We start from the raw sequence: 12874 nt of genomic DNA on the forward strand, positions 1-12874 counted from the left end.
CCTGTCTGGCGAACCGGGCCGGATGCGCTGGCCGTGCCCGGTTCATGGTCTCGCATGGTCTGGTCAGGCGTCCGTCTCGCCGCCCTTGGCGGCGAGCGCGGTTTCGAGCGCCTTGATGCGGTCGCGCAGCTTGTCGAGGTTGCGCACGAGCGCGGCGCTCCTGTTCCACTCGCCGTGGTCGACGGCCGGGAATGCGCTCGTGTAGATGCCGGCCTTCGGCAGCGATTTCGACACGCCCGATTTCGCGGTGATGATCACGTAGTCGCCGAGCGTCACGTGGCCGGCGATCCCGACCGCGCCGCCGATCATGCAGTGGCGGCCGATCGTCGTGCTGCCCGCGATGCCCGCGCTGCCGGCGATCACCGTATAGGCGCCGATCCGGCAGTTGTGCGCGATCTGGACCTGATTGTCGATCTTCACGCATTCCTCGATGACGGTGTCCGCCATCGCGCCGCGGTCGATCGTCGTGTTCGCGCCGATCTCGACGTCCGGGCCGATCGTCACGCCGCCGACCTGCGGGATCTTGACCCAGCTGCCGGTGCGCGCGTCGCCTTCGCCGACGAAGTCCGGCGCGAAGCCGAAACCGTCGGAGCCGATCACTGCGCCCGCATGGATGATCACGCGCGGGCCGATCTTGCAGCCGTGGTAGACCGATGCATTCGGATACAGGTGCGAGCCCGCGCCGATCGTCGTGCCGCGGCCGACGAATACGTTCGCGTCGAGTTGCACGCCGTCCTCGATCACGGCGCCCGCTTCGACCGTCACGTGCGGGCCGATCACCGCGCTCGCGGCGATCTTCGCGACCGGATCGACCGTCGCGCTCGGATGGATGCCGGCCGCGCGCGGCGGCGTGGCGAGATCGATGAACATCTGCGCGACGCGCGCGAAGTACGCGTACGGATTCGGCGTCACGATGAAGTTGCGGGGGCCGGCCGTCCGGGGGCCGGCCGTACCCAGCTTTTCCAGATCCTTCGGCGCGATCAGCACGGCGCCGGCGCCGGTCGCGTTGACCTGCGACAGGTACTTCGGGTTCGCGAGGAACGCGAGCTGCTGCGGGCCTGCCTGATCGAGCGGCGCGAGGCCGGCTACCTTGCAGAGGGGATCGCCGACGATCTCGCCGCCGAACCGCTTTACGAGTTCCTCAAGCGTCAATGCCATTCGTCGTCTGCTCCGTTCAGTTCGTCGGGCCGGACGCGAGCGCCTTGAGCACCTTGTCGGTGATGTCGATGCGCGGGCTGACGTACACGGCTTCCTGCACGATCAGGTCGTAATTCTGCTGCTCGGCAATCTGCTTGATGACCTTGTTCGCCTTGTCCAGCACGGCCGCCAGTTCCTCGTTGCGACGCTGGTTCAGGTCTTCGCGGAACTCGCGCTGCTTGCGCTGGAAGTCGGTATCGAGCTGGGCAAGGTCACGCTGCTTCTGCGCGCGATCGGCCGCGGACATCGACGTGCCGTTCTTGTCCAGCGAATCGGACAACGATTTCAGGCGCGCCGCCATGTCCTGCAGATCCTTGTCGCGCTTCGCGAACTCGGCTTCGAGCTTCGTCTGCGCCGCCTTCGCGGGCGCCGACTCGCGCAGGATCCGATCCGAATTGACCGCCGCGATGCGGGCGACGTCCTGTGCGTGTGCCGTCGCCGCGCCCAAGGCCAGCGCAACGGTCAGCGCACACAACACTCGTTTCGAAAACTTACCGGTTAGCAAAATTACCCTCTCGTTGCTGTTGTTATGCGTTCGATCAGAACGCCGTCCCGATCTGGAACTGGAATTTCTGGTACTGGTCGCCCTCGTGCTTCTGCAGCGGGAAGCCGAGGCTCAGCTTCAGCGGGCCGATCGGCGAGATCCACGCAAGACCCACACCGTAGCCGTAACGCAGGCCGTTCGCACCGGTACTGGTGCCGCCCGGTGCATTGCCCCATACGTTGCCGCCGTCGAGGAACGTGAACACGCGCAGCGTGCGGTCGTAGCCCGTGCCCGGCAGCGGGAACGTCAGCTCGATGTTGCCGACGAGCATCTTCGAACCGCCGATCGGGTCGTTCGTCTTCGTGTCGCGCGGGCCCAGCGAGCTCGGCTCGTAGCCACGCACGGAGCCGATACCGCCCGCGTAGTAGTTCTTGAAGATCGGGTACGGGTTGCCGATGCCGTTACCGTAGCCGCCCTGCAGGTTCAGGCCCAGGATGAAGCCGCGCGAGAACGAATAGTAGTACTGCGCCTGCAGGTCGGCCTTGTAGTACTGGATCTTGCCGACCGGCACGCCGTATTCGACGTTGGCCTGCGTGAAGTAGCCGCGGCTCGGGATCAGCGCGCTGTCGCGCGCATCGCGCGACCACGCGACCGTCAGCGGCACCGTGTTCGACACGCGGCCGAACTCGTTCACGTAATCCTGGTAGCTCTGCGGCGTGTTCGAGTCGACGTCGAGGCGGTTCTGCTCGAAGCCCGCGCCGAAGTAGACGGTGTCGACTTCCGAGAACGGGATGCCGAACTTCAGGTTGCCGCCCGCGCTGATGATCCGGAAGCTCGAGCTGGTCGAATAGTAGAGCGGCTGGTACGTGCGGTAGTAGACGTCGGTGATCCGCTTGATGCCGTCGACCGTGAAGTACGGGTCGACCTGCGTGACGGTCAGCGTGCGGTAGCTGCGCGCGGTGTTGACGTTCACCGCGAGGCTGGTGCCCGAGCCGAACACGTTGTCCTGCGACACGCCGGCCGACAGCACGACCTTGTCGGTCGACGAGAAGCCCGCACCGAGCGTGATCGCGCCGGTCGGCTTTTCCGCGACCTTCACGTTCACGTCGACCTGGTCGTTCGTGCCTTCGACGGGCACCGTCGTCACGTCGACGTCGGTGAAGTAGCCGAGGCGGTTCACGCGGTCCTTCGACAGCGCGAGGCGGTTCGAATCGAACCACGAGCTCTCGAGCTGGCGCATTTCGCGGCGCACCACTTCGTCGCGCGTGCGCGTGTTGCCGATCACGTTGATGCGTCGCACGTACACGCGGCGGCTCGGATCGACGACGAGATTCAGGTTCACCTTGTGGTTCGCCTGGTCGATGTCCGGCTGCGCGTTGACGGTCGCGAATGCGTAGCCGTATTCGCCGAGCTTGTCGACGATCGCCTTCGTCGTCTGCTGCAGCTTCTCGGCCGAGAAGCGGTCGCCCGGCTTGATCTTGATCAGCTTGTTGAGTTCGGCTTCGCGGTCGAGCAGGTTGCCCGACAGCTTGATGCCCGACACCGTGTACGGCTCGCCTTCGTGCAGCGTGACCGTCAGGTACATGTCCTTCTTGTCGGGCGAGATCGACACCTGGGTCGACTCGATGTTGAATTCGAGGTAGCCGCGGTTCAGGTAGTACGAGCGCACCGCCTCGAGGTCGCCGGTGAGCTTTTCCTTCGAGTACAGGTCGTTCTTCGTGTACCAGGAGAACCAGTTCGGCGTCGACAGCTGCATTTCGTCGCGCAGCGTGCTCGTGCTGAACGCCTTGTTGCCGATGAAGTTGATCTGGCGGATCTTCGCGCTCGGCCCTTCGGCGACCGCGAACAGGATCGACACGCGGTTCGCGTCGACCGGCGTGACCGTCGTCTTCACTTCGGCCGCGTAGAAGCCGCGCGTCAGGTACTGGCGCTTGAGTTCCTGCTCGGCCTTGTCGACGAGCGCCTTGTCGTAGTAGCGGCCGTCGGCGAGGCCGACTGCGCGCAGCGCCTTCGTCAGGTTGTCCTTGTCGAATTCCTTCGTGCCGGTGAAGTCGATCGACGCGATGGCCGGACGCTCCTGCACCTGCACGATCACGACGTTGCCCTGGGTGGCGATGCGCACGTCGTTGAAAAAGCCCGTCGCGTACAGCGCGCGGATTGCTTCGGATGCCTTGTCGTCGGTGAAGGTATCGCCTTGCTTGATCGGCAGGTATGCGAATACGGAACCCGGTTCGACGCGCTGCAGCCCCTCGATCTTGATGTCTTGCACCACGAACGGTGCCGCTGCATGCGCCGCGAGGCCGTGAGCGGCGAGCGCGGCCGCTGCAACTGTCTTAGGTACAAAGCGATGAGGTTTGAACAACATGCATCCCCAATATTTAGCTGCATCAAATCAGGCGACTGCCCGCTGGCCGCCGCCTGACGCTTCAGAAATGGATTAACCGAGCCAGGTCGTTGAACAATGCGATTGCCGACAACGCGACGATGCAGATCAACCCGGCTCTTTGCAGAATCAGCTGCCAGCGCTCCGAAACGGCTTTCCCGGTCGCGGCTTCAACCAGATAATATAACAGATGCCCCCCGTCCAAAACGGGAATCGGCAACAAGTTCAGCACGCCGAGGCTAATGCTGACAAGGGCGAGGAACGACAGGAACGCCGACGGACCGAGCCGCGCGCTCTTGCCCGCGTAGTCGGCGATCGTCACCGGGCCGGACAGGTTCTTCAGCGACGCGTCGCCGGTAATCATGCGCCCGAACATCCGCAGCGAATACACGGCGATGTCCCAGGTGCGGCGCGCACCGAGCCTGAGGCTCTCGAAGGGCCCGTAGCGCACGTCGACGCTCGGCGTATGCATCGACAGCGCCGCGCCGATGCGGCCGATCTGCTGCCCCGTCTCGTCGTCGCGCTGCGCCTGCGGCACGATCGTCAGCGTCTGCGCGACGCCGTTGCGCTCGATCTGCAGCTGCAGCGTCTTGCCCGCATCGTGCTTCACCGCGTCGATGAAGCGCGACGCGCCGCCGATCCGCTCGCCGTCGAGCGCGAGCAGCTTGTCGCCGGGCTTCAGGCCGGCCTGCTGCGCCGCGCTGCCGGGCTGCACCGACGCGACCGACAGCGTGCCGCCGCCCGTCTCGAAGCCGAGATGCATCATGAAATCGTCGTCGAGCGCGCTTTCGGGCACGTTGCGCAGGTCGACGCGGAAATCGAAGGTGGTGTCGCCGTCGCGCGCGCCGAGCACGACCTCGCGATGATCGAAGGCGGCCGACAGCAGCTTCCAGCGCAGATCCGACCACGAGCGCACGGGCTCGGCCTCGCCGCCCTGCGCGTTGCGCAGCGACACGATCGTCTCGTTGCCGTCGAAGCCCGCGCGCGCAGCCGCCGTGCCGGCGGCCGGCGGCGCAATGATCGCGGCCGGCTCGGTCACGCCGGTCGCGAAAACGGCGGAAAACAGCGCGATTGCCAACAGGAAGTTGGCAATCGGCCCGGCCGCGACGATCGCGATGCGCTTGCCGACCGACTGCCGGTTGAACGCCTGGCCGAGTTCCTCAGGCTTCACGCCCGGGCCCGGCTCGCGCTCGTCGAGCATCTTCACGTAGCCGCCGAGCGGCAGCGCGGACAGCGTCCATTCGGTGCCGGTCCTGCGGCTCACCCAGCGGGCGACGGGCTGGCCGAAACCGATCGAGAAGCGCAGCACCTTCACGCCGCACCAGCGCGCGACGCGATAGTGTCCATACTCATGCACGACGACCAGCACCCCGATCGCCACTGCAAACGCGACCAGTTCGACCAGCACGTTCATGAGCACCTCATTCAGACAGTACGCTCCACGCGTGGCGCAGGCGCTTTCGCAATGAACGCGGCGGCGAGGCGGCGCGCCTCGGCATCCGCCGCAAGAACGTCGTCGAGGCCGTTCGGCGAACGGTTCGGCAGCGCGTCGAGCACCGCGTCGACCGTCGCCGCGATCGTCATGAAGCCGATCCGGCGCTCGAGAAACGCTTCGACCGCAACCTCGTTCGCCGCGTTCAACGCGGCGCTCGCGATGCCGCCCTCCTCAAGCGCCTTCAGCGCGAGCGCGAGACACGGGAAGCGCGCGTAGTCGGGCTTTTCGAACGACAGCTGCGCGATCTGCGCGAGGTCGAGCTGATCGACGCCCGCGTCGACGCGCTCCGGGAACGCGAGCGCGTGCGCGATCGGTGTGCGCATGTCAGGATTGCCGAGCTGCGCGAGCACCGAGCCGTCGCGATACGACACCAGCGAATGGATCACGCTCTGCGGATGGATCAGCACGTCGATCCGGTCTCCCGGCAGCCCGAAGATCCAGTGCGCCTCAATCACCTCGAGGCCCTTGTTCATCATCGTCGCGGAATCGACCGAGATCTTGCGGCCCATCACCCAGTTCGGGTGCTTGCAGGCCTCGTCCGGCGTCACGTCGACGAGCGTCGCCGGCTCGCGCGTGCGGAACGGGCCGCCCGACGCGGTCAGGATGATCTTCGCGATCCCGCCGTGCTCGGCCGCGTCGCGCGGCATGCACTGGAAAATCGCGTTGTGCTCGCTGTCCACCGGCAGCAGGATCGCGCCATGGTCGCGCACCGCGTCCATGAAGATCGCGCCCGACATCACGAGCGATTCCTTGTTCGCGAGCAGGATGCGCTTGCCCGCCCGCGCGGCCGCGAGGCTCGGCGCCAGGCCCGCGGCGCCGACGATCGCCGCGACGACCGTGTCGCAGCCGTCGCTCTTCGACACGTCGACGAGTGCCTGCGGCCCGTACAGCACCGTCGTCCTGCTGCCCGCCGCGCGCAGCCGCGCTTCGACGTGGGCAGCCGTCTGCGCATCGCCGACCACCGCGACTTCGGGCGCGAAGCGCAGGCACTGTTCGACCAGCTTGTCGCCGTTGCGGTGCGCGGTCAGCGCGTAGACCGAGAAGCGCTCGGGGTGGCGCGCGACCACGTCGAGCGTGCTGTCTCCGATCGAGCCCGTGGAACCGAGCAATGTCAGACGTTTTTGCATAACAGAAATAGTGGTTTAACCAAGCAGCAGCATCGCGAGCGGCAGCACCGGCAGCAGCGCGTCGACCCGGTCGAGCACGCCGCCATGGCCCGGCAGCAGTCCGCTCGAGTCCTTCACGCCCGCCTGACGCTTGAGCAGCGACTCGAACAGGTCGCCGATCACGCTGTACACGACGAGCAGCGTCAGCGCGGCCAGCGCGCCGGGCAAGCCGTAGCGCGCGGCGAATGCGGAAAACAGGGTCGGTTCGAACAAGTGCGCGACCATCGCGACGCCGGCGACGATCATCACCGCGAGCCAGCCGCCCACCGCCCCTTCCCAGCTCTTGCCGGGACTGATCGTGATGGCCAGTTTACGCTTTCCGAAGGCCTTGCCCGCGAAATATGCGCCGATATCGGCAAGCCAGACCACCAGCAGCAGCGACAGCACGAACGGCACGCCCTGCGCGCGCGCGGCCACCAGCGCATGCCAGCAGGCCGCGAAAATCACCAGGCCGGCCGCGAGCAGGAACGGGCGCCACACGCCGCCGGCGAGCTCGGGCTTGCGCCGCAGCGCAAACGGGCCGACCGCCAGCCAGAACACGCCGGCCGCGGCAAAAAGGGGACGGGACGCTGCGGTATCGACGCCGAGCGGCGTGGTGGCCGCGAGCGCCAGCGCCGCGACTCCGGCATAGACGATCGGGCCGGCGCCGCCGAGCTTCAGCAGGCGCGCCCATTCCCACGCGGCGAACACGAGCACGACGCCGATCAGCGCGCCGAACGCGGCCAGCGGCGCGAACAGCGTCACCGGCAGCAACACTGCCAGCATCACGATCGCCGTGATCACACGGGTTTTCAGCATGAAAGGGAGTCGGCGTTCTGCGACTGCGGTTCGAGCTGTGCGCTCGTGCGCCCGAAACGGCGCTCGCGCTCGGTATACGACGCCAGCGCGTCGGCCAGCGCCGCACCGTCGAAGTCCGGCCAGTATTTGTCGGTGAAATAGAATTCGGCGTAGGCGAGCTGCCACAGCAGGAAGTTGCTGACGCGCTGCTCGCCGCCGGTGCGGATGAACAGGTCGGGCTCCGGCGCATAGGCCATCGCCAGGTGCGGCGCAAAGGCGTCTTCGGTCACCTCGACCTCGCGGCCCTCGCGCACGGCCTGCTCGACGAGCTTCTTCGTCGCCTGCAGGATGTCCCACCGGCCGCCATAGTTCGCGGCGATGGTCAGCGTAAGACGGGTATTGCGCGCCGTCTTGGTCTCGGCGCGGCGGATCAGCTCGCGGATGCGCGGCTCGAAGCGCTCGAGATCGCCGACCACGCGCAGGCGGATGCCGTTTGCATGCAGCTTGCCGACTTCGCGCTCGAGCGCGGTGATGAACAGGCGCATCAGGAACGACACTTCGTCGTTCGGCCGCCGCCAGTTTTCCGAGCTGAACGCGAACAGCGTCAGATATTCGACGCCGGCGCGCGCGCAGCCTTCGACCACTGCCCGCACGGCGTCGACGCCGCGGGTATGCCCCGCGACGCGCGGCAAGCGGCGTTCAGTCGCCCAACGGCCGTTGCCGTCCATGATGATCGCGATATGACGCGGCACGACGCCGACGTCAGGCACGCGAACGGTAGAGCTGGTATAGGTCATGGCCGTTGAGACAGGAATGCGGGAAGAAGGCGGCGCGCGAAGACGGTCGTCAGACCGTCATGATCTCGGCTTCCTTGGTCTGCACGAGCTTGTCGATCTCGGCCACGTGCTTGTCGGTCAGCTTCTGGACGTCGTCGCCCGCGCGGCGCTCGTCGTCTTCGGAGATTTCCTTGTCCTTCACGAGCTTCTTCAGCGCTTCGTTCGCGTCGCGGCGCAGGTTGCGGATCGCGACCTTCGCGGTCTCGCCCTCGCCCTTCACGACCTTGGTCAGCTCGCGGCGGCGTTCTTCCGTCAGCGCCGGCATCGGCACGCGGATCAGGTCGCCGGCCGTCGCCGGGTTCAGGCCCAGATCGGCTTCGCGAATCGCCTTCTCGACCTTCGCGACCATGTTCTTTTCCCACGGCTGCACGCCGATCGTGCGCGCGTCGACGAGCGTCAGGTTCGCAACCTGCGAAATCGGCACCATCGAGCCGTAGTAGTCGACCTGCACGTGATCGAGCAGGCCGGTGTGCGCACGGCCCGTACGGATCTTCGCCAGATCGTTCTTGAATGCTTCGATCGAGCGCTGCATCTTCTGCTCGACGCCCTTCTTGACATCAGCGACACTCATTTCAACCTCCGAACCTTCAAACCTTCAAATAACGCAGGCCGCCCGGCGCTGCGCGCGCCGCGGCCGGATGCCCGCGCCGGCTACCCGCATCCGCGGGAGTTTACACGTGGACGAGCGTACCCTCGTCCTCACCCAGCACGATGCGCTTGAGCGCGCCCGGCTTGTTGATCGAAAACACGCGAATCGGCAGCTTCTGGTCGCGGCACAGCGCGAACGCGGTCGCATCCATCACCTGCAGGTTGCGGCTGATCGCCTCGTCGAAGCTGATCGTCGTGTAGCGCGTGGCCGACGGATCCTTCTTCGGATCGGCAGAATATACGCCATCGACCTTGGTCGCCTTCAGCACCACCTCGGCGCCCACTTCCGAACCGCGCAGCGCGGCGGCCGTGTCGGTCGTGAAGAACGGGTTGCCGGTGCCGGCCGCGAAGATCACGACGCGGCCTTCCTCGAGCTGGCGGATCGCGCGAGGCCGGATGTACGGCTCGACGACCTGGTCCATGCGCAGCGCGGACTGCACGCGCGCCTCGATGCCGGCGTGGCGCATCGCGTCCTGCAGCGCCAGCGCGTTCATCATCGTCGCCAGCATCCCCATGTAGTCGGCCGTCGCGCGGTCCATGCCGGCCGCGCCGCCCGCGACGCCGCGGAAAATGTTACCGCCGCCGATCACGACCGCCAGCTGCGTGCCCAGACGCACGACTTCGGCGATATCGGCCACCATCCGTTCGATCGTCGCGCGATTGATGCCGAAGGCATCGTCGCCCATCAGCGCTTCGCCGGAGAGTTTGAGGAGGACGCGTTTATAGGCATTGGACATAGGGGCTTCCGAGCGACGAGAGGATGACAACCACGAACTGTAGGGGCGAAATACTGATTCGGGCAAGCGCCGCCGGTCGGACCGGGTTTCCCGGCCGGCCGGCGGCGCCGCCGGCCGCGGCGGAGCGGACGCCCGCCGCGGATACTGCCTGACTGCTTACTGCTGCTTTGCTGCTGCGACTTGCGCGGCCACTTCGGCGGCGAAGTCGTCCTGGCGCTTCTCGATGCCTTCGCCGACGACGAACAGCGCGAACTTCTGCACTGCCGCATTGGCTGCCTTCAGCATCTGCTCGATCGTCTGCTTGTCGTTCTTCACGAACGTCTGGTTCAGCAGCGAGACTTCCTTCAGGTACTTCTGGACGCTGCCGTCGACCATCTTCGCGACGATCTCGGCCGGCTTGCCCGATTCCGCAGCCTTCTGCTCGGCCACGCGGCGTTCCGTGTCGATCAGCTCGGCCGGCACGTCGGCAGCCGACAGCGCGACCGGCTTCATCGCCGCGATGTGCATCGCGACGTCCTTGCCGACCTGCTCGTCCGCGCCCGTGTACTCGACGATCACGCCGATGCGCGCGCCGTGCAGGTAGGTCGCGATCTTGTTCGCGGTCTCGAAGCGCACAAAACGGCGGATCGAGATGTTCTCGCCGATCTTGCCGACCAGCGCGAGGCGCACTTCGTCGACCGTCTTGCCGTCGAGCGGCAGCGCCGACAGCGCAGCCACGTCGGCCGGGTTCTGCGTCGCGACGAGTTCGGCGACCGTCTTCGAGAATGCGAGGAAGTCGTCGTTCTTCGCGACGAAGTCGGTTTCGCAGTTCAGTTCGACGAGCGAGCCGGCATTGCCGCCGACGAACGATGCGACGACGCCTTCGGCCGTCACGCGCGATGCCGCCTTGCTTGCCTTGTTGCCGAGCTTGACGCGCAGCAGCTCTTCAGCCTTGGCCAGATCGCCGTCGGCTTCCGTCAGCGCCTTCTTGCACTCCATCATCGGTGCGTCGGTCTTTGCGCGCAGTTCTGCCACCATGCTTGCGGTAATTGCCGCCATCATTCGCTCCTTGAGTCTGTATTCACAACGCCGCCCGCTTGGACGCGAACGGCCGAGATTCGGTTCCGGACCCGCACCGATTCGGCGCAATCGGGTCCGGCGCAAAGCTTAAAAAAAGGGGGCCTGTTGAGAGCCCCCTTTTTGCGCCGGCTCGGGGCCGATTACGCGTTTTCCTCGACGTACTCGTCGTCGCCGCGCACTGCCTGGACCACTTCGTTGACCGCGTTCGCACGGCCTTCGAGGATCGCGTCGGCCACGCCTTCCGCGTACAGCGCGACAGCCTTGCTCGAGTCGTCGTTACCCGGGATCACGTAGTCCACGCCTTCCGGCGAGTGGTTCGTATCGACCACGGCGATGACCGGCACGCCCAGCTTGGTCGCTTCGGTGATCGCAATCTTGTGATAGCCGACGTCGACCACGAAGATCGCGTCCGGAATGCCGCCCATGTCCTTCACGCCGCCGATCGACTTCTGCAGCTTGGCGATTTCACGCTCGAACAGCAGCGCTTCCTTCTTGCTCATCTTCTCGAGCTCGCCCGCCTCGACTGCGGCTTCCATGTCCTTCAGGCGCTTGATCGAAACCTTCAGCGTCTTGAAGTTGGTCAGCATGCCGCCGAGCCAGCGTGCGTTCACGTACGGCATGCCTGCGCGCTGCGCTTCCTGAGCGATCGTGTCGCGCGACTGGCGCTTCGTGCCGACGAACAGGATCGTGCCGCGGTTCGCTGCCAGCTGACGCACGTACTTCAGTGCGTCGTTGTACATCGGCAGCGTCTTTTCGAGGTTGATGATGTGAATCTTGTTGCGGTGACCGAAAATGAACGGAGCCATCTTCGGGTTCCAGAAGCGCGTCTGGTGACCGAAGTGGACACCCGCTTCCAGCATTTGGCGCATCGTGACTGCCATGTAAATTCTCCACGAGGGTTGGGTCTTAAGCCGGCGCCGTACCGCCGCGCGAACGCGCCCCGAAAGGCCCTCGTGCGCGCGGCCGGCACCCTGGTTGCACCGGCTTGCGATTCGGCACGTGCGGAAATGCCCGTGCCGCAAGCCTTTCACCACCATGCCGCCACCCGCATCGGGCATGACGGCATTTGGATATCGACTTAGCCAGAGAGTATAGCACGTCGATTTGTCGCCCCTCAAGTCGCCCGGCACTTTCGCCTGCCGCGCGCCGGCAGGCCGGACAATCGGCGAAAACCCGCATCCGCGCGGCCGCAAGGGGCTGCGACGCCCGCCATAAGGTGCGATAATCCGTCAATTCACCGCATTCCAGGCACACCTCGATGGCTATTACGCTCAAAAACGAACACGATATCGCCCAGATGCGCGTCGCATGCCGTCTCGCGAGCGAAGTGCTCGACTTCATCACGCCGCATGTCGTCGCCGGCATCACGACGGCCGAACTCGACCGCCTCTGCCACGAGTACATGCTCAACGAACAGGGCACGATCCCCGCGCCGCTGAACTACCAGCCGCCCGGCTATCCGCCGTACCCGAAGGCCACCTGCATCTCGGTCAACGACGTGATCTGCCACGGCATTCCCGGCGAGAAGGTGATCAAGAACGGCGACGCGCTGAACATCGACATCACCGTGATCAAGAACGGCTATTTCGGCGACACGAGCCGCATGTTCATCGTCGGCGAAGGGTCGATCCTCGCGAAGCGCCTCGTGCAGACCACCTACGAGTGCATGTGGCTCGGCATCGACCAGGTCAAGCCGGGCGCGCATCTCGGCGACATCGGCCATGCGATCCAGAAGCATGCGGAAGCGCAGGGCTACAGCGTCGTGCGCGAGTACTGCGGCCACGGCATCGGCACGGTGTTCCACGAGGATCCGCAGGTCGTCCACTACGGCCGGCCGGGCACCGGCGTCGAACTGAAACCCGGCATGATCTTCACGATCGAGCCGATGATCAACGCCGGCAAGCGCGACATCCGCACGATGCCCGACCAGTGGACGGTCAAGACGCGCGACCGCAGCCTGTCCGCGCAGTGGGAACACACGGTGCTCGTCACCGAGACCGGCTACGAGGTGCTGACCGTGTCGGCCGGCACGCCGGCGCGCCCGGTGTTCGCGCAACCCGCCGCCGCCGTCTGACGCGGCCGCTGCCCCACC

General features: G+C 65.9%; 12 protein-coding genes. 1 reads left to right on the forward strand and 11 read right to left on the reverse strand.

Annotation, left to right across the window (positions count from 1 at the left end):
- Positions 1–63 precede the first annotated feature (63 nt).
- The 11 genes from lpxD to rpsB all read right to left on the reverse strand — a co-directional run bounded on the left by lpxD (position 64) and on the right by rpsB (position 11663).
- The gene (gene lpxD / locus WS57_RS28665) at positions 64–1158 is read right to left on the reverse strand and encodes a UDP-3-O-(3-hydroxymyristoyl)glucosamine N-acyltransferase (RefSeq protein WP_069245182.1); all 1095 of its coding nucleotides are present in this window, start codon (positions 1156–1158) and stop codon (positions 64–66) included.
- 16 nt (positions 1159–1174) lie between these two features.
- Positions 1175–1702: an OmpH family outer membrane protein gene (locus tag WS57_RS28670; RefSeq protein WP_059512848.1), complete on the reverse strand. Its 528-nt coding sequence runs from the start codon at positions 1700–1702 to the stop codon at positions 1175–1177.
- Positions 1703–1736: 34 nt separating this feature from the next.
- Positions 1737–4046 carry an outer membrane protein assembly factor BamA gene (gene bamA, locus WS57_RS28675; RefSeq protein WP_040127706.1) on the reverse strand — a complete coding sequence of 770 codons (2310 nt, stop codon included), beginning with the start codon at positions 4044–4046 and terminating at the stop codon, positions 1737–1739.
- 61 nt (positions 4047–4107) lie between these two features.
- Entirely contained in the window at positions 4108–5478 is a 1371-nt protein-coding gene (gene rseP / locus WS57_RS28680; RefSeq protein WP_059601447.1) for an RIP metalloprotease RseP, read from the reverse strand.
- 11 nt (positions 5479–5489) lie between these two features.
- Positions 5490–6686 (reverse strand): 1-deoxy-D-xylulose-5-phosphate reductoisomerase, encoded by a 1197-nt coding sequence (locus WS57_RS28685; protein WP_059512852.1) that lies wholly within the window; start codon positions 6684–6686, stop codon positions 5490–5492.
- Positions 6687–6701: 15 nt separating this feature from the next.
- On the reverse strand, positions 6702–7523 hold the full coding sequence (locus WS57_RS28690; RefSeq protein WP_009694980.1) for a phosphatidate cytidylyltransferase: 822 nt from the start codon (positions 7521–7523) through the stop codon (positions 6702–6704).
- Positions 7517–8299: a polyprenyl diphosphate synthase gene (gene uppS, locus WS57_RS28695; protein WP_009694979.1), complete on the reverse strand. Its 783-nt coding sequence runs from the start codon at positions 8297–8299 to the stop codon at positions 7517–7519. The genes WS57_RS28690 and uppS overlap by 7 nt, the downstream gene beginning before the upstream one ends.
- A gap of 49 nt (positions 8300–8348) precedes the next feature.
- Positions 8349–8909: a ribosome recycling factor gene (gene frr / locus WS57_RS28700; RefSeq protein ID WP_009694978.1), complete on the reverse strand. Its 561-nt coding sequence runs from the start codon at positions 8907–8909 to the stop codon at positions 8349–8351.
- Between the two features lie 100 nt (positions 8910–9009).
- Complete coding sequence (gene pyrH / locus WS57_RS28705; RefSeq protein ID WP_006402648.1) at positions 9010–9723, reverse strand: UMP kinase; 714 nt, start codon at positions 9721–9723, stop codon at positions 9010–9012.
- 156 nt (positions 9724–9879) lie between these two features.
- Positions 9880–10761, reverse strand: coding sequence for a translation elongation factor Ts (gene tsf, locus WS57_RS28710; RefSeq protein ID WP_040128942.1), 882 nt, complete (start codon positions 10759–10761; stop codon positions 9880–9882).
- Between the two features lie 161 nt (positions 10762–10922).
- Entirely contained in the window at positions 10923–11663 is a 741-nt protein-coding gene (gene rpsB, locus WS57_RS28715; protein WP_009691801.1) for a 30S ribosomal protein S2, read from the reverse strand.
- A gap of 377 nt (positions 11664–12040) precedes the next feature.
- On the opposite strand from rpsB, the gene map reads away from it, so the two are divergent.
- Positions 12041–12856 carry a type I methionyl aminopeptidase gene (gene map / locus WS57_RS28720; RefSeq protein WP_009691802.1) on the forward strand — a complete coding sequence of 272 codons (816 nt, stop codon included), beginning with the start codon at positions 12041–12043 and terminating at the stop codon, positions 12854–12856.
- The last annotated feature ends 18 nt before the right edge of the window (positions 12857–12874 follow it).

Origin of the sequence: Burkholderia pseudomultivorans (genome assembly GCF_001718415.1) — a bacterium.
Lineage (GTDB): Bacteria > Pseudomonadota > Gammaproteobacteria > Burkholderiales > Burkholderiaceae > Burkholderia > Burkholderia pseudomultivorans_A.